General features: G+C 51.4%; 9 protein-coding genes. All 9 read left to right on the top strand.

All coding sequences use genetic code 11. The features are described from left to right. Nucleotides 1–8: 8 nt before the first annotated feature. The 9 genes from L6472_RS12740 to L6472_RS12700 all read left to right on the top strand — a co-directional run bounded on the left by L6472_RS12740 (nt 9) and on the right by L6472_RS12700 (nt 19812). Nucleotides 9–1838, top strand: coding sequence for a fasciclin domain-containing protein (locus tag L6472_RS12740; protein ID WP_237805685.1), 1830 nt, complete (start codon nt 9–11; stop codon nt 1836–1838). Nucleotides 1839–1871: 33 nt separating this feature from the next. Continuing rightward, nucleotides 1872–5138: a SusC/RagA family TonB-linked outer membrane protein gene (locus L6472_RS12735; protein WP_237805683.1), complete on the top strand. Its 3267-nt coding sequence runs from the start codon at nt 1872–1874 to the stop codon at nt 5136–5138. Between the two features lie 39 nt (nt 5139–5177). After that, on the top strand, nt 5178–7076 hold the full coding sequence (locus L6472_RS12730; RefSeq protein ID WP_237805681.1) for a RagB/SusD family nutrient uptake outer membrane protein: 1899 nt from the start codon (nt 5178–5180) through the stop codon (nt 7074–7076). A gap of 149 nt (nt 7077–7225) precedes the next feature. Further along, complete coding sequence (locus L6472_RS12725) at nt 7226–9349, top strand: M6 family metalloprotease domain-containing protein (RefSeq protein WP_237805679.1); 2124 nt, start codon at nt 7226–7228, stop codon at nt 9347–9349. Between the two features lie 201 nt (nt 9350–9550). Next, nucleotides 9551–9931 carry a hypothetical protein gene (locus L6472_RS12720; protein ID WP_237805678.1) on the top strand — a complete coding sequence of 127 codons (381 nt, stop codon included), beginning with the start codon at nt 9551–9553 and terminating at the stop codon, nt 9929–9931. Between the two features lie 13 nt (nt 9932–9944). Then, nucleotides 9945–10886, top strand: coding sequence for a glycoside hydrolase family 43 protein (locus L6472_RS12715; RefSeq protein ID WP_237805676.1), 942 nt, complete (start codon nt 9945–9947; stop codon nt 10884–10886). Between the two features lie 754 nt (nt 10887–11640). Then, nucleotides 11641–12630 (top strand): family 43 glycosylhydrolase, encoded by a 990-nt coding sequence (locus tag L6472_RS12710; protein ID WP_370640855.1) that lies wholly within the window; start codon nt 11641–11643, stop codon nt 12628–12630. 15 nt (nt 12631–12645) lie between these two features. Beyond that, entirely contained in the window at nt 12646–16650 is a 4005-nt protein-coding gene (locus L6472_RS12705) for a two-component regulator propeller domain-containing protein (protein ID WP_237805674.1), read from the top strand. A 117-nt stretch (nt 16651–16767) separates the two neighbouring features. Continuing rightward, nucleotides 16768–19812 (top strand): TonB-dependent receptor, encoded by a 3045-nt coding sequence (locus tag L6472_RS12700; protein ID WP_237805672.1) that lies wholly within the window; start codon nt 16768–16770, stop codon nt 19810–19812. Nucleotides 19813–19814 lie beyond the last annotated feature (2 nt).

Below are 19814 nucleotides of genomic sequence, written 5' to 3'. Positions count from 1 at the left end.
TGACCATTATGATTACCAAGTATAACATATGTAATAAGGTGCTAGGGCTGGCGGTCGCCACCCTCACCTTCGTGGCTTGTACTGATGCATGGGACGACCACTATGAGGGTTCGGCAACGGGCGTTAATAGCGGTACCATCTGGCAGGCTATTGAAAACAATAGTGACCTGTCGAACTTCAAGCGCGTGGCTGTGGCCTGTGGCTATGACAAGGCACTGAAGAGCAGTCAGGTGTTCACCGTGTTTGCTCCCACCAACGCATCGCTCACCGATGCACAGACCGAGTCGCTGATTGCCCGCTATCAAACTGAGAAACTGCAAGGCATCGAGGATAAAGACAACTCGGTGGTGGTGGAGTTCTTGCAGAACCACATCGCACTGTACAACCATTCGGTGTCGAGCACCAGCAAGGACACCATCACCATGATGAACGGTAAGTACAATGTGCTGACTGGTAGCGGCATCGCCAATGCCAACTTCATACAGAATGGCGAGGAGTTGAATAAACTCTATAGCAATGGTCTGCTGTTCACTCTGGACCAGAGTGTGAAGTTTGTGCCAAACGTCTTTGAGTATCTCCGTACGGAGGGTGAGGGACTGGACAGTATCCGCAATTTCCTATATAGCGGCGATCCCCTCTATAGCGATTCTAAGTGGCAGCTTTACTACAAGAAGTTCATGGCTTCGAAGAGTGTGGAGGGCGGCATTGACTCGCTGGGTAGAACCGTCTATCTGGACTCTATCTCTGAGCAGACCAGCAAGCTGTTCTCTACCATCGGTCTGCTGAACAAGGAAGACAGTACCTATTGGATGGTGGCTCCCACCAACAATATCTGGAAGAACCTGGTGGAAGAATATAGCAAACACTTCGTTTACGACAAGACCGTCGATAAAATACTGAGTGTGGGCAACATCGACTCGCTGAACTATGTCAACACACGTATGGCGATTGTTGAAGGAACCGTGTTCAGTCGTACAATCAACAAGGCGGTGTTTGACGGCGCTTCTGCTGCTACCGACTCGCTGATGTCAACCAGTGCTGTGCCCAGCTATGAGTTGCGTCGCTACTTTTGGGGCAACGACACGCTGCACTATTATCAGTATTTCGATCCCCGTGGTGCCAATGGCGTGTTGAGCGGCACGACAGAGGTGGATTGCAGTAATGGTAAACTGATGAAAGCCTCGCAGTGGAACTTCAACCCACTGGAGACCTTCAAGCGGACAATTGTCATTGAGGCAGAAGGTCGCAATGCCATCAAGGAGGTCAGCAAGTATCAGGTCAACGAGGAAACCAAGGACTCGATGCCTACCATCAGTGCTATTCCTAAGACTGTGCCCAGTGCTTACTCTGACAACACACCTAACCCATACTACAACAAGGTGTCAGACAATAAGTATATAGAGTTTGAACCTCAGGAGGGTATTAACCACACAGTGGTATTCAACATCACCGATGTTCTTTCGAATGTGCCTTACGATATCTATCTGGTCACCGTACCTGCACAGGCAGAGACCAAGAACGTGTCTCCCTATCAGCGTCGTCCAACCAAGGTGTCTGCCTATATCAAATATAAAGATGAGGAAGGTGACATCATTGGTCGTGGTAATGGTAAGGCGTTAGCCTCTAAACTGGAAACCCCAACAGAGTCTGTTGGTTACCTGAAACTGGCAGAGAAATATGTATTCCCCACATCAAACTTTGGCTTGGTCGAGGATAACCCACGTATTACGCTCGAAGTAAGCACAGACGTGAAGAGTAGGGAAACGCGTCAGGACACTGGTACTCACTCTGCTGTGATGCGTATAGACTGTGTCATCTTGAAACCACACGTAGATTAATGTATGATTTTTAAACAACGAATTATGAAGACTATGAAGAAATATATATTGTTTGGAATCACGCTACTGATGGCACTTCCAATGAATGTATGGGCGCAAGACGAGTTCGATGACGAAGAGGAAGGCGTCGAAGTCAAGGCACGCACATTCACTAAGAAAATAAAACAATACGAGACACGTGTGGTCAAGGGTGTTGTGCTCGATGCCACCACGCGGAAGCCTGTCAGCGGTGCCATCGTTCGTGTTGCCGAGATGGATGGCTACAGTGTGCTGACAGAAGACGACGGTACCTACGAGTTGAAGGTGCCTGTATTCTCTTCGGCATTGTTTGTGACCACTCCCGACTATAACCCCGTGAAGATCGGTCTGCAGGCTGTCGAGCAGCAGAAGACCATCTGTCTCTATCCCAGCACGTTCGCTGCCGAGTATGATGCCAAGACCAACGTGCGCAATGACTATGCGGCCACTGACTTCAAATATACCAGTGCCATTAATATCAAGGACGAGATTCAGAAGCAGTTGGGCGCACAGACCTACACCAAGACGCTGAGTGGCACCCCGGGTGTCGGTAGCGTGATGTTCGTGCAGGGCTTGAACTCACTGAATGTGAATGCCCAGCCACTGGTGGTCATCGACGATGTGATTGTTGACCAACAGTATGGTCGCGAGATGCTGCATCAGGGCTTTTATAACGACCTGCTGACCAGTATCAACCCCGCCGACATCGAGAAGGTGACGGTGATGCGCAATGGTACAGCCCTCTATGGTTCGAAGGGTGCCAATGGTGTCATCCTGATTCAGACCCGTCGCAACAAGTCGATGGCTACACGTATCACCGCAACAGCCTCGATGGGCGTGGTGATGGAGCCAAAGTATTATGACATGATGAGCGCTTCGCAGTATCGTGGCTATGCATCTGAAATGCTGCGCACGACGAACACGAACATCCGCACTTTCAGCTTCCTCAACGAGGATCCCGACTACTATTACTACACCCCCTACCACCAGAACACGGATTGGAAGGACTATGTCTATAAGACCGCCTTCACCCAGAACTACGGCATCAACGTAGAGGGTGGCGACGATGTGGCCAACTATAACCTCTCGGTGGGTTATACAGGTGCTAACAGTACGCTGAAGAACAACGAGATGAACCGCCTGAACGTGCGTTTCAACACCGACATCTCACTGCTGAAAGAGCTGAGCGTGCGTTTCGATGCGTCGTTCTCTAACCAGACACGCAACCTGCGTAACGACGGTGCTCCCACAACCTACGACGAAGGCACACCTTCTGCTCCCTCGTTTCTGGCTTATGTGAAGAGCCCCTTCATGAGTCCTTACAGCTATGGCCGCGGTTTGCTGTCAAACAATCACTGGGACAATGCCGACGAGACCTACCTGCGTGAGGCCTTGGAAGGCTATACCGGTTACAACTGGCAGTTGGGTAACCCCGCTTCTATCCTGGAATACTCGGATGCCGAGAACAAGAACCGTTTTGAGAACTCACTGCTGAACCTCAGCGTGACTCCCAAGTATATGTTCAGTGCTAACCTCTCGCTGAGTGAGCACTTCAGCTATAATCTGGTGAACACTCACAACCAGTACTATATTCCTGTGAACGGTGTGCCCGATTACTATGTGAAGAGCATTGGTGGCAAACGCCAAAACGAGGTTCGTTCGCTGGCTTCTAAGCAGAACTCGGTGATGAGTGATACCCGTCTGGACTGGAACAACCGCTATGGTGCTCACTTCATCCATGCCTTCGGTGGTGTGCGCGTGAACTGGGAAAACTACACCAGCAACACACAGCTGGGCTACAACACGGGTAGTGACAAGACTCCATTCATGAGTGGTGGCTTGAAGAACGTGGATGTAACTGGTGTGGAAGAGAGCTGGAACGCTATCTCATGGTATGCACAGGCTGAATATAACTATATGAGCCGTTACTACTTGCAGGCTAACCTGACTGTTGACGGATCTACACTCTTCGGACAGGATGGCGGCGATTTCCGCCTGTTCGATGCTGCCTGGGGCGTGTTCCCTGGTGTTCAGGCATCATGGGTGCTCTCTAACGAGCCTTGGATGGCTGGCGTTAAGAATGTGGACTACCTGCGTCTGTCGGCTGGTTTCGATGTGAGCGGTAACGACAACATCGACTACTATGCTGCTCGCAGCTTCTTCCGTGCTAATCAGTTCTTGCACGATGTGTCTGGACTGACCTTCGCCGGTATTGGTAATACCAAGATTCAGTGGGAGACCACCCGTCGCTTTAACTTCGGCGTGGAGTCTAGTCTGCTGAACAACCGTTTGGCTCTGAGTCTGAACTACTTCCGCTCAACCACCAACAACCTGCTCACCACCCAGTCGCTGGGCTTCCTGAGCGGTCTGGACGACAACTGGTCTAACTCTGGTAAGCTGAAGAACAACGGTTTCGACGTGACCGCCACCGTCAAGGTGCTGGCACAGAAAGACTGGCAGTGGCAAGTAGGTGCAAGCCTGGGTCACTACAAGAACGAGATCACTGAGTTGCCCGACAACAACAAGACGCTGAAGACAGAACTCTATGGCGCTACCATCCTGACAGAGGTGGGCCGTCCTGCTAATGTGTTCTATGGCTATCGCACAGAGGGCGTCTTTGCAACGACAGCCGAGGCCAAGGCTGCTGGTACCAGCGACCCCAACGGCTTGTATGTTCTGGGTGCCAACGGTAAGGACCATAACTACTTCCAGGCTGGTGACGTACACTTCACCGACGTGAGCGGTGATGGCGTTATCGACGAAAAGGATATGGTGGTCATCGGTGACCCCAATCCCGACATTTATGGTAACATCTTTACTTCGCTGAGCTGGAAACGCCTCAAGCTCGACGTGAACTTCAACTACAGCGTGGGCAATGATGTCTATAACTACATGCGTTCACAGTTGGAGGGCGGCAGCCGCTTCATGAACCAGACCACGGCGATGAACCACCGTTGGCAGGCAGAAGGTCAGCAGACCGACATGCCTCGCATCACCTTCCAGGATCCTCTGGGCAACAGCCGCTTCAGCGACCGTTGGATCGAAGATGGTTCTTACCTGCGTCTGAAGAGCGCCACTCTGAGCTACGACCTGCCAGTCAACTCTGAGTTCATCCAGGGCGTTCAGTTCTGGATTCAGGGCAACAACCTGCTGACATTCTCTAAGTATCTTGGTACCGATCCTGAGTTCTCTACCTCTTCAAAGGTGATTGGTCAGGGTATCGACCTGGGTCGTCTGGCACAGAGCCGTTCTATCGTGGCTGGTGTGAAGATTAATCTGTAATGCGCTATTTAATTGAAGAATCAAGAAATGAAAAAGATTATGAATATCAAGAATATATTTCGTAAAGGGGCTGGTTCAGTGTGCTGCGGCTTTGCAGCTGCCTTCATGGCGCTGCCCATGATGACTTCCTGCGCGGACTTCTTCGAGCCCGAGGCAGAGGACGTGATCTTCACAGACAAGGACCACCTTACCAACTGGACGGATACCGTGTATTCGCTCACAGGTATTCTGAACAAGTTGCAGGTTATTGGCGACCGCACCATCCTGCTGGGTGAGGTGCGCGGCGACCTTGTTGACCTGACCGATGCGGCCAGTTCGGATCTTCGCGACCTGGCCCTGTTCCAGGAGAACGATGATAATAAGTATAATTCGCCACGCGACTACTATGCTATTATCAACAACTGCAACTACTATATTGCCAATGCCAAGATTGACATGCGCAACAGTCAGGACAAGTATGTGTTCATGACCGAGTATGCAGCCATCAAGGCGATCCGTGCATGGACCTACCTGCAGCTGGTGCTGAACTATGGCGAGGTGGCTTACTACGAGGAGCCTCTGCTCACCAAGGAGGCTGCTGAGGCTGCCGAGAGAGCACCTAAGCGTGATCTGGACTACATCTGTAGCGAGTTGATTGCAGACCTGGAGAGCATCCCCTTGCAGTATCGCACGGAGTATCCCGGTATTGGAAAAATCCGTAATACGGACTCTCGCTTCTTCTACTTCCCCATTGATATCGTGCTGGGCGACCTCTATCTGTGGAGTGCCAAGACCCCTGCCGACTACTACAAGGCCGCAACTTGCTACTATAACTACATTAACACCCGCAATGGTCAGAGTGCAAGCAGCAACTATCCTGTTGGCGTCACAACTGTTATGTGGCCGAAGGGTACCACATCATGGCTCGGTATTACTGCGTATGGTGGTGACTTCTGGGGGAGTGAATCATACTCTAACGAAAGCGAGCTCATTACAATGATTGCCGGCGACTCTATCCGTGCTGAGGGTTATTATAGCGAATTGGGTAACCTGTTCTGTTCAACGAATGAGAACCAGGCTCAGTACAGCATCACAGCGTCTGAACGCCTGAAGGAGCTGTCTGCCTCAATGGCCAACTGTGTGTTGGGTAATAATGGTACCACCGTCAGCTATGCACCCAGTGGACTTGACTTAAATCGCTCTGGCGACTTGCGTCTCCCCTTCTGTTTCGGTCAGAATTTCAATAATTACAATAGCTTCAAGGATCCTGTGACGGGCGATCTTGTACCAACGCAGGTTATCTCTAAGTACAAGTACATGCTAAACAAGGAAAAAAGAGAGGAGAATGCAAGAAATAACATCCATATCTATCGCAAACAGATGGTTTATCTGCGTTTGGCTGAGGCCCTGAACCAGGCTGGTTTCCCACGTGCAGCCTTTGCTACGCTGAGCGAGGGACTGGACAACGCTATCCTGCGCGATTCCATCGGTCATACCATTCCCGAGGCCGACTCTATCAAGCTGGCTGCGTTCGACTTCCCCACGAACAACTATCGTCGTGCTTCGGCCAACTTCTTCGTGACGGGCAATGCTGAGCAGATACCTAACACCATTGGTATCCACACACGTGGTTCGGGTTATACTCCTATGAACGAGTTCTATAAGTTGATCAACGACACCGTAGAGACCAACGAGGCGAAGTACCGTCAGCTCACTGCCGAACAGCAGGTTTATGTGGACAGTCTGCTGCTTGACGAGATGGCGCTGGAGCTAGCCTTCGAGGGTACCCGCTACTACGACCTGATGCGTTTTGCCAAGCGTCAGGCTAACCCTGGTGCTTTCATGAAGAAACACATCGAGGCGCGCAAGGGTAAGAAGAGCTCTGCTCCCGTTTCTCGCGACCTCAGCGATCCGAAGAACTGGTATATGACGTGGAAGGGAAAGCTTGGCATTCAGTAAGAGGCTCGGACCTGATCATAGAAAAGCCGTTCGCCAGCCGCGAACGGCTTTTTTGTTTAAAATATTTTGCAAAGTGGATTTAATTAATTATCTTTGCATTTCCTTTGATTGACCTATGAAATAAAATTGTAAAGCTAACAAAAAGAAAAATGAAGAGAATGTTTTTTGTCCTGTCGCTTCTGGTGATAACTCTGGCAGTGGCAGCAGTACCAGCCAAGCGTGGCGTCTTGAAGACGTTGAAGTTGGCAGACGGTACAGAAGTAAAGGCATGTCTTGAAGGCGATGAATTCGGCCATTTTTGGAGAGGTGCCGATGGAAAAGCCTATTGCAAGACGTCAGCAGGTGTCTATCAGCAGGTAGATGCCCAAACCGTTATTCATAAAGCCAGGTCGAACCGCCAGAAGATGAATGCCGTGCGTGGCAAGCGCTTGTCCCGCCGTGCCGGCACTCAGAGCAGTTATCTGGGTAAGAAAAAGGGCATCATCATCTTGGTGAACTTTAAAAACTCCACGTTCCAAAAGGATCACGACAAGGCTCTCTTCCTGCGTATCGCCAACGAGCCAGGCTACAATGAGGGCAACTTCAAAGGGTCGATGACCGACTATTTCAAGGATCAGAGTCGCGGACTGTTCGAACTGGACTTCGATGTGCTGGGACCTTACACCGTCAGTCGTACCTATTCTTATTATGGTGCGAATGATGAAGATGGCAATGACCTGCGCCCCGGCGAGATGGTTACCGAGGCCGTCAGTCAGGCCAACAAAGAAGTTGCCGACTGGTCGGACTACGACTGGGACAACGATGGCGAGGTTGACCAGGTCTATGTGGTCTATGCCGGACATGGTGAGGCAGACTATGACGATGAGAATGTCATCTGGCCGCATGCTTATGCCCTTGATGAAGCCAGCAAATATGGTGACGGCACAGGCCCCGTCAGCGTGAATGGCGGCAAGAAGGTGAACACCTATGCCTGCGGTCCGGAGCTTGATTGGAGAGCTGCCATCTCCGGTATCGGTACCATGTGCCACGAGTTCTCCCACTGTCTGGGCTATCCCGACTACTACGACATAGACTATAGCGGAGGTCAGGGCATGGGCTCTTGGGACTTGATGGACTCTGGTTCTTATAATGACGACGGCTATCAGCCTGCTGGATATACCAGCTACGAGCGTTGGGTGGCTGGATGGATGGAACCCATCGTCCTTGAGAGTCAGGACACGACCGTCGAGAACATGAAGTCGCTGCAGAATGGCGGCGAAAGCTATGTCATCTATAACCAGAAGAATCGCAACGAGTTCTTCCTCTTGGAGAACCGACAGCTTGATGGCTGGGATGCCTCGCTGCCTGGTGCTGGTCTGCTGATTCTGCATGCTGACTACGATGAAGACGTGTGGGATCTCAATGGACCCAATGACGATCCCGAGCATCAGCGCTTCACATGGATTCCCGCCGACAATAAGTATCAGATGGACGCTGATGATCGTCTCACCTTCAGTGGCATGGCCAACGACCCCTTCCCTTATGGCAGTTGCAATGCTTTCAACAGGAGCACAAGGCCAGCAGCTAAGCTTTATAACAGGAATATAGACAACAGTTTCTATCTTGGCTCATCAGTAGAGAATATCAAACAAAATGACGATGAAACCGTCTCTTTTGACTTTGTGGCCGACTTCAAAGCAACGAACACACAGACTGGTGATACCATCTTCTACGAGTCGTTCGACATGTGTAAAGGCACCGGCGGTAATGATGGCGCATGGTCTGGGGCGATAGCTTCCTCAGCGATTCAATTCGATAACGACGACTGGGTGACAGAGAATGCCGGTGGTGGTGATGGCTGTGCGAAGTTCGGAACGTCCAAGAAGTCTGGTTCAGCCACAACACCAGCCTTTACGGTTAGCGGAACAGCCCAGTTGACCTTCTTGTCAGGCGCTTGGAATTCTGAAAACGAGGGCACCACACTAAAACTCTCGGTGAACAATGGCAGCATAGAACCTGCCACGATCAAGCTGAGCAAGGGTGGCTTCGAAGAATATGAGGCTGTGGTGAGTGCCGATGGCGATGTGAAACTGACGTTCAGCGCTTCCATCAAGAACCGTTTCTTCCTGGACGACGTGCTTGTGACGGCCCCCAAGACAACGGGCATCAGCGAGCAGGTGGCAGTTCGCAAGACGGGTGCCGTCTATACCCTCGATGGTCGTTATGTGGGTCGCGACATCCATTCCCTTGGTCGTGGCCTTTATATAGTGGATGGCAAGAAAGTGATACGATAAGCAAACAATAGGTTTGCCCTGTGAATAGCGGTACTTTTCCCTGCGAATAGTACCGCTATTCTTTGTTTATGGCGGCACTCTTTTCGTTTCTCAGGCCACTGTTCCATGAGCGTCCAGTCGCTTTCGTGTGGCGAATATTTGTTTTTTCCGATAATAGTTCTTACCTTTGCAGCCGAAATGAACTAAACTAAAAATCAGTCAATGAAAAGAGTAGTAGTATTGATTGTATTGTTTGCGGTGGCCTTGCTGGCTGTCTTGCCTTTCACAAAACCCAGCAATCTGGAGCACGAGGCGGCTGTTCGCAGCATCGCCATGAAGGTGGCAAACCAGAAACTCGCTGACGTACCTCTGCCTGATGCGGTGGCCGAAGCAGCGCCCGAGACGGTGTCGGCATTGGGTTCAGTCATGGCGATGCAGGCGCTGGATGCCTTTATGCGTCAGCATTTCAAGGTCCGCGACTATGTGTTTGTGACCGTAGGCACCGTCAACTATCACGGCATGAACGTGCCCGTCACCGTCGGAGCATTGGGTAAGGTCTATCTGTTGACCGACGAGGCCAAGATTCAACGCATTATTCACTAATAGAAAGAAGAAGATGAAACAACTCAGACAGCTATTGATGGCGCTGACTATCACCGTAGTCGGCGTTGCAGAGTCTCATGCCCAGCGCGTCAGTGAAGTGCCTTTGGCCGACCCTTACGTGTTGTTAGACGGCGACACTTACTATGCCTACGGCACTGGTGAGAAGGATGGCATCGCGTATTACACCTCTAAAGACCTGCAGACGTGGCAGCGTGGCGGACTGGCGCTGCATAAAGACAGCACCACCGAGGAACAATGGTTTTGGGCTCCCGAGGTCTATCACCGCAACGGACAGTATTATATGTACTACTCTGCCAACGAACACCTCTATGTCGCTGTGGCCCAAACGCCCTGTGGTCCTTTCAAACAAGTGGGAGGATGCATGATGAAGAGTCTGATAGGCGATGAGAAATGTATCGATTCGACGGTTTTTCAAGACGAAGACGGTCGCCTCTACTGTTACTTTGTCCGTTTCACCGATGGCAACTGCATCTGGGCCTGTGAGCTCGAGTCCGACGGCATCACGCCCAAACCCGGCACACTGAAGCACTGTTTCAGCGTGTCGGCACCCTGGGAAGAGAAGTTAGGGCGTGTCAACGAGGGTCCCTTCATGGTGAAACATAGGGGCACTTACTATCTGACCTATTCGGGCAATGACTTCCGTAGCCATGACTATGGCGTGGGCTATGCCACCAGTAAGTCGCCCATGGGGCCGTGGACCAAGTTCGAGGGCAATCCCATCGTGCAGCGAGTCGGTGGACTTTATGGCACGGGCCACCACTCTTTTTTCACAGATAAGGACGGGAAAATGCGAATAGTGTTACATGCACACTATTCATTATCAGAGGTTTACCCGCGTGGCATGTATATCGGAAAAATGAAATTTTCCAGAGGGAAAATGAAAATATTAGGTCAGAAACTGTTGTATCCGAACCAAAATGCACAAAATGACTGAAGAAATAAACAAAAATACAATTCTAATTAAATAATTAGTAGTACTTTTGCAACGTCAACACGAAAGACAATAGACATATCATACAAGAAACAGATTCTTGATCATACATTGTTAGTAAATAGTTAGTAGTTTTATTTTTAGGAATTATTTGTTTTTTCATGAGCTTAGCCTCCCTGTGAAGGGGGGCTAAATTTCTTTATGCACCCTCCCGACCTCCCCCGAGGTGAGGAGCTGTTTGGGTTCACAACATGACTCGATGCTTCCACTTCTGTCATCCTGTACATTCGCTTTTGGCAGGCAATACTTTTGCTTTTGTCATGCAATACTTTTGCTTTTGTCATGCAATAGTGCCACTATTGATACAGATGCAGGGGCTGGAAAGGACGTTTTCAGGGGCTAGACTCGCGTCCTTCAGGGGCTGGAATGATTGCGTTCAGGGGCTGGAATTGAGTCGTCCAGGGGCTGGAACCAGATCAAGAGTCATTGTTTGGCATGCGTAAAGCGTTGGTGTTGACTCTTTATAGCGGCACTATGAGCGACCCAAATGGGCAGAATGAGTGTTGCAAAGTTTTTAGCCAATTTATTTTGCTCATTGCAGAATAATTTGTAACTTTGCGATAGAATGCTACGAAGAATACTTCTCTGGCTTAATGAATGGACAAAAATACCTAAGTGTTGGACGATAGTGCCGGAACGATTAGTAGATAATATGTACTTTTGCAGTATATTAATCAAACTAACAAATTGTAAAAGCATGAACTCTAGACTTTTGGTTTTGGCTGGTGCCATCCTGATCTCGGTATTTGGAATGGCGACCACGGCTGACGGACAGACCACCTACAAGAATCCTGTAGTCGATAACAGTCTGCCCGATCCCACCGTCATCAAGGCCGATGACGGTCATTTCTATCTGTATGCCACAGAGAATATCCGCAATCTGCCCATCTATCGTTCCGACGATCTGGTCAACTGGACCTATCTGGGCACCGCCTTCAACGACGAGACGCGCCCCCGCTTTGTGAAGCGTGGTAGCATCTGGGCGCCTGATATCAACTATTTCGGTGGTCGCTATGTGCTCTATTATGCCATGTCAACATGGGGTGGCGAGTGGGAGTGTGGCATTGGCGTTGCTACAGCCGACAAGCCCGAGGGCCCTTTCACCGACCATGGCAAGATGTTCATCAGTAAGGAGATAGGCGTGCAGAACTGCATCGATCCCTTCTATATTGAAGAGAAAGGCAAGAAATACCTGTTCTGGGGCAGTTTCCGAGGCATCTATGGAGCCGAGCTCACGGCCGATGGCCTGGCGCTGAAGAACCCCAAGAAACTGCATAAGGTGGCAGACACCTTCATGGAGGCCACCTACATCCTGAAGCGCGATGGCTATTACTACCTCTTTGGCTCCAGCGGCACTTGCTGCGAGGGTGCCAAGAGCACCTATCAGGTCACCGTGGGACGCTCGAAGAAGCTCCTGGGCCCCTATGTTGACAAGCAGGGACAGCCTCTTCTGAAGAACCATCACGAGATTGTCTTGCACAAGAACGACCAGTTTGTCGGCACCGGACACAACGCTGAGTTCGTCACCGACAAGAACGGACGCGACTGGATGCTCTATCATGCTTTCCATCGCAACGACCCCGATGCCGGGCGTGTGCTGCTGCTCGATGAGGTGAAATGGAAAGACGGCTGGCCATATATCGAGAACAGTGTGCCAAGCCAGAAACACGAGGCTCCTCAGTTCTAATATAAAAAAGAGACTATGCGATTCGTTATAACCATCATCACGATGCTGATAGCATCAATGGGATGGGCGGGCAACTACCGCTTCCAGCATGTTGACAGCAAGAGTGGGCTGCCCCACCAGCAGGTGGAGGCCCTGGCACAAGATGCCAAAGGCTACATGTGGATAGGCACCCGCAATGGCTTGGCACGCTATGATGGTTATGACATCCGCACCTACTATCACACCTCTCAGCCCCATTCGCTGAGCCACAACTTTGTCCACGGACTGCATGTGGACCGGCAGAACCGCCTGTGGATCACCACCGAAAACGGCATCAGCCGCTATCGGCCCGACTCCGACGACTTCTGCAACTATGCACTCGAGAAAGGACTCTTCTGGTCTATCACCGAGTCCAGCCAGGGCGACATCTTCTTTGGCGGAAACACCCTGTGTCGCTATGACGAGCAGCAAGACTCGATGATCATCATTCCCACGAGGACTGCCGACTTCGTCAACTCGCTGGCCATGGACCGCAACGATAATCTCTTTGTGGCAACCAACAGCTCTATCTTCAGCTACGACCGCTCGTTGACCAACTTCTCTGTGCTTCCTCAGACTTATTTCCAAGACTTCATGAAGGGTGCCCATGTCATCGTGCCGCTGCAGTTCGACTCCTCAGGCAGACTGTGGGTCGGTCGCAATGGTCAGGGAGCCATGTGTATCGACCTGAAGAGCGGTGCCACCAAGGTCTATCCTGCCGAGCTGCTTTCCAGCGGCATCGTGCGCTGCATCACCGAAGACAACCGTCACCGCATCTGGCTGGGCACGGAAAAGGGTGTGTCCATCATCCATCCCAATGGCGAGATAGAGGTGCTGAGACACCATTTTGCCGATGCCAACTCGCTGAGCGACAATGCTATCTATACCATATTCTGCGATAAGGCATCCAATATCTGGCTGGGGTCCTACTTCGGAGGTGTTGACTATCTGCAGAACGACAACGACCAGTTCCTGCTGTTCGTACCCGGTTCAGCGCCTAATCAGCTGAAAGCGCGTGTGCCACGCACCATCATCGAGACCATGCCGGGCACGTTCTGGATAGCTACCGAGGATGGAGGAATCAACATCTTCGATCAGACGACCAATCAGTTCACCCAGTTCAGCGGTCTTCCTGCCACTGCCAACAATGTGCATGGTCTTTTTTACGATGCCGCCACGGCCGACATCTGGATAGGCACACGCTTCGACGGTCTCTATCGCTATAACCTCAGGACCAAGGCCATCAAGCGCTATTTCCGTTCCAACGGCTTGCCTTCCGAAGCCTGTTTCAGCATTGCCAAGCAGAAGAGTGGGCGCATCTGGGTGGCCACGATGGAAGGCTTGCGCTATTATGATGCCCAGCACGACCAGTTTCTGCCCACGGGAACGGCAGATCTCGACGAGACCTTCATCTATTCGCTCCACATCGACCGTCATGACAACCTGTGGGCGAGTGTCATCAACCACGGCATCTTCCGTGTTGACGGCAAGCGTGGCACGGTGAGCAGCATCAAGACCTCCGAGGGAAAGGGGCTGAAAGACAACTATATCATCTGCCTGTATCAGGACAGCCATGGCACGCTGTGGATTGGTAACAACAATAATGGTCTGCAGTTCATGACCCCCGATGGAAAAATACACGATATCGAGAGCGACGTCTTGTCGCAGTGCACGATCTGTAGCATCGAGGAAGACAAGAGTGGTCATCTGTGGATCAGCACCAGTCAGGGACTGTTCTGCTACAGTCCCAAGACCGAGGCCATCGTGCGCTTCTCTGCCGAGTCCAACGGTCTGCCGTCAAACCAGTTCAACTTTGCTTCTTCGCTGAAAGCCCTTGACGGCCGTATGTTCTTTGGCACGATCAACGGACTCATCGCTTTCTATCCAAACGACATTAAGGAGAAGACTGGACCATTCGTCGTCCACCTGAAGCGACTGACCATCAACGACGAGGTCATCAACACCTCCAGCGAGGACTCTCCGTTGGTTCGAGAACTCGATGAAACCGACAAAATTGAACTTTCTTACTCACAGGCTCGCTCCTTCAGCATCGACTATAGCGTCATCATGCCGGGCAACACATCGACCATCAACTATCAAGTGTGGGTGGAGGGCATCGACCGCAACTGGCGTAATGTGGGCACGGAGCGCCGCTTCTCTGGCTATAACCTCTCGCCAGGCACTTACACCTTGCACATCCGTGCCAACAACACCAATCGTGGCTGGGAGAATTGCCCGGAAAAGGTGATCACTATTGTGGTGCGCCCACCATTCTACCGCTCAACCTGGGCCTACGCATTCTATCTGTTAGTCCTAATGACGTTGTTGGCATTGATTCAGCGGCTGTTCAAGGTGCGTATGCAGGAGCGCAACGCTGTGCGTATTGCCAATATGGAGAAGGAAAAGCTGGAAGAACTGGATAAGGCCAAGTTTGACTTCTTCACCACGGTCTCTCACGAGCTGAAGACCCCGCTGTCGCTCATCATTGCTCCACTGAAGAGCATGGCCAAAGAGACCATGAGCGAGGAGTCGCGCAGCCATTTGGACATGATCATCAAGAATGCCAATAAGATGCAAGAGCTCATTGGCGAACTGGTCACCTTCAATAAGATTGAGACCGACCACTTCTCTTTCTATTTGCAGAAGGGCAACCCCTTGGAGTTCATCGAGCTGGGCATGGCCAACTTCTATGTGGCATGCAGCGAGAAAGGCCTCAACCTGAGTGTCAGCACCGAGAACAACGGTGAGGAGGTGTGGTTCTCGCCATCCTATGTGGAACGCATCCTGAACAACCTCGTCTCGAATGCCATCAAGTTCACCCCGCCAGAAGGTTCGATCACGGTCAATGCTTGTATTACCGTCAAGAACGACAGTCCCTACACCTACTTGCGCTTCCAAGTGAAAGACACCGGCATCGGCATCGCCAAAGAGGAGCAAGAGAACATCTTCACCCGTTTCTATCAGACCAAGCGCGGCTTCAACGCCAACAACAGCGGTTGGGGCATTGGCCTCTCGTTGGTGAAACGCCTGGTTGACCTGCATAAAGGTGAGGTCGAATTGGACAGCACCGTGGGGCAGGGCAGCACGTTCACCGTATGGCTGAACGTGTCGGCCAATGCCTTCCCGGAAAAGAGTCTGATCACCGACGACAAGGTCATCAAGCCCATTGATCAGTATAAGTTTGCCCAACCTGCCATCATGACCTCTGTTGACAATGCACCGTTGGAGCAGCATGTGGACAACGACCGTATGTCTATCATGATTGTCGATGACAATGCCGACCTGTTGCAGTACCTGCGCGACTACTTCTCTAAAGACTATAACGTCCTCACGGCCACCAATGGTAAGGAGGCCTTGCAGTTGGCACACGAACAACAGGTACAGCTGGTCATCTCCGATGTGATGATGCCCGAGATGGATGGCATTGAATTGTGTCGCACCCTGAAGGCCGACATGCAGACCTCGCACATCCCCGTCATCCTGTTGACTGCCAAGAGTGAAAGCAATGATGTGCTCGAAGGCTATCAGAGTGGTGCAGAGGCTTATGTCTCTAAGCCCTTCGATCCCGACATCCTGCAGTTGCAGGTGAACAACATCATGCAGCTGGTGGAGAAGCGCCGGAAGGAGATTGTGGATGCCGACAGTGCCGACATCGATGCCACCGATACGCTGGGCGAACTCGATAAGGCCTTTGTGCAGAAGATGGCAGAGATTGTTGAGGCCAATTTGGCCAACAGCGATTTCTCGATTACCGATATTACCGAGGCGCTGGGCGTCAGCCGTAGTCTGTTGCATATCAAAATGAAGAACATCCTCAACATGTCAATGGGCGACTACATCCGCAAGAAGCGACTCGATAAGGCCTGTCAGATGTTGCAGAATGGCTATAACGTCTCAGAGACGGCCTATAGCACGGGCTTCTCTGATCCCAGCTATTTCTCGAAGACGTTCAAGAAGCATGTAGGCATGAGTCCTACGGAGTATTGTAGTAAGAAAAATTAGGTGGAAAATCAATTTTACCTGAAATCTAAACAATAATACATACCGGTAACAGCGTTTTGACGTACTTTTGCAGCGTTAAACCTAACAAATGGTGAATTACTACCTAACAATAATAATATGGAACAAAGAACATTTTCATGGAAGTCTGTGTTAATGATGCTCTTCTTCATCCCTCTTGGGTTGCAAGCTCAGAGCGTGAAAGGCACAGTAACCGACGCTGAGACCAACGAACCACTGATTGGCGTCAGCGTGAAGTCGATTGACGGAAAGGGTATGGCAGTGACCGATTTCGACGGAAACTACTCTATCCAGGCCGGCAAGAACGAGCGTTTGCAGTTTAGTTATATTGGTTATCTGCTCAAGACCGTACCTGTGGGCAACAAGACCACCATCAACGTGGCATTGTCTCCCGACGTTCAGACCCTCAATGATGTGGTGGTCATCGGTTACGGTACGCAGAAAAAGGCCGATTTGACCGGTGCTGTGGGCGTAGTTGATATGAAGGAGGCGGCCAAAACCGCTGCCACCAATATCTATGAGATGCTGCAAGGACAGGTGCCGGGCATCTCGGTCTCTACCACAAGCCAGCCTGGTGTGATGAGTAAGGTGCAGATTCGTGGCGTCGGCTCGTTCAACACGGTGGGTCCGCTCTACGTGATTGATGGCATGATTGCCAATGATGCCAACCACCTGAACCCCAATGAAATTGAGACTATGCAGGTGCTGAAGGATGCTTCGGCGGCTGCTATCTATGGTGCTCGCGGTGCTAATGGTGTGATTCTCATCACCACCAAGCGCGGTAAGAAGGGCGAACCCTCGCTCGACGTGACCGCCACCTGGAGCGTCTCGGACATGCCTAAGAAGATTGATATGATGTCTGCCACCGACTTCATGAAATATAATGAACAGGCGTATATCAACGCTGGCGAGCAGTGGCCCGCTGCCAGCTATTCGGAACTGATGACTGGCAAGTATATCCCCTCTACCGATTGGCAGAAGGCTAAGTTCCAGACTGGCTTCACGCAGGACTACAATGTGATGTATCGTCAGGGCTCTGACAATGTCAACATGGCCATTGGTGGCGGTTACATGGATCAGACCGGTGTGATTGATGGTCCCGACTATCGTCGTTTCACCGCTCGTATCAACAGCGATGCCACCTATGGCATCCTGAAGATTGGCGAGAACCTGACCTTCCAGCACACCATTCACCACGAGACCACCGGCGGTGGCTTCTGGAATGCCCTGTCGATGCCTTCAGTGATTCCCGTTCGCGATCCGAACGAGGGTTCTGGTCGTGGCGGCTACGGTTATGGTGGCACCAACTTCCTGACCTACACCTCGAACCCCGTGGGCGAGCAGGAGCGCTATCAGGACCTGAGCATCAACAACCGTGCGCTGGGTAATGTCTATGCAGAGCTGAGCCTCTTCAAGCATTTCACTTATAAGATTAACTTCGGTATCGATGCTTGGTTTGGCCGTCATAAGAACTTCGACTATGGTTATACACTGCGTCTGAACTCTGTCGAGACACACTTCACCAATGCCCTCTACGACAACCGCGACCAGCGCATCACCACCATCTTGGAGAACACGCTGACCTATCAGAACACCTTTGGTAAGCACAACCTCACCGTCTTGGCCGGTCACACTGCAGAGGACGTGAACTGGCACTGGCTCGAGGCTGTCGGCTACGACCAGAAGGTGCCCGGACTCGTTGAGATCGACCTGGCTGGCGAACAGCACAGCATGTCGGGCTCTGAGCAGCAGCGCCGTCAGTTGTCTTACCTCGGTCGTATCGACTATAACTATGATGGCAAGTATCTGGCTCAGTTCAACTTCCGTTCGGACGGCAGCTCTAAGTTTGGTCCCAACAACCGCCGCGGTTACTTCCCCTCATTCTCGTTCGGATGGCGTGTTTCTGAAGAGAAGTTTTTCGAACCTCTGAAGCAGACCATCAACAACTTGAAGGTGCGTGCCAGCTGGGGTAAGGTGGGCGACATGCAGTCGCTGGGCAACTATGCCTATATTCCCAGCATCGACCACAGCGGTCCTTACGAGGGTTTCTATGCCATCTTCGGTCCTTCCAAGAACGAGACCGTGCTGAACGGTGCCACCCAGAGTGCCATGGTCAATGTGAACCTGGGGTGGGAGACGAAGACCACCACTAACATCGGTCTCGACTTCAATATGTTCAACAACCGTCTCTTCGGTACGTTCGAGTGGTTCACTGCCAAATCTACCGACCTGCTGCTGAACAAGCCACAGTCGTGGGCCACTGGTGTGGGGTCTATCTGGACCAACTTCGGTGAGATGCGCAACTCGGGTATCGAGCTGACCTTAGGTTGGCGCGACAAGGCCGGTGAACTGGACTACAGCGTCAGTGCCAACGTATCGACCGTTCGCAATGAAGTGCTCCGCATGGGTGAGTCTTATGTGATGGATGCCTACACCCGCACCGAGGTGGGCCGCTCTATCAGCGACTTCTATCTGATTCCTTTCGCAGGCATCTTCCAGTCTATGGACGAGGTTTACGACCACACCACCACACTGGCCGACGGAACTGTGAAGGTGATTCAGCCCGATGCTAAACCTGGTGACGTGCGCTATGTGGATGTCAACGGCGATGGTGTCATCGATACCAACGACCGCACATGGAGCGGCAGCCCACTGCCTAAGTTCGAGATGGGTCTGAATGTCAGCCTGGCCTACAAGGGCTTCGACTTCAACATGTTCTGGGCTGGCAAGTTCGGCAACAAGATCTACAACGAGCTGCGCAAGAACCTGCTCAACTTCAACGTCGATAATATTCCTGCCGATGCTGCACCTTGGACATGGGACAATCCTTCTACGGAGTATCCCCGCATGCTGGCAGGTACCACATCTAATAATATCGGTTATTGCGACCGCTTCCTGGAGAATGGCTCTTACTTCCGTCTGAAGAACCTGCAGCTGGGCTACACCCTGCCTGCTGCACTCACTCAGAAGGCCTACATCCGCAAGGTACGTGCCTACATCAGTGGCACCAACCTGCTGACCATCACCAAGTATAAGGGCTACGATCCTGATATCATCTGCAACAATGTTTACTCTCAGGGCATTGACAACGGACAGTATCCATCAAGCCGTCAGGTAAACTTCGGACTGCAAGTAACATTCTAAAA

Origin of the sequence: Prevotella sp. E13-17 (genome assembly GCF_022024035.1) — a bacterium.
GTDB lineage: Bacteria > Bacteroidota > Bacteroidia > Bacteroidales > Bacteroidaceae > Prevotella.
This window is presented reverse-complemented; position numbering and strand designations above follow the sequence as displayed.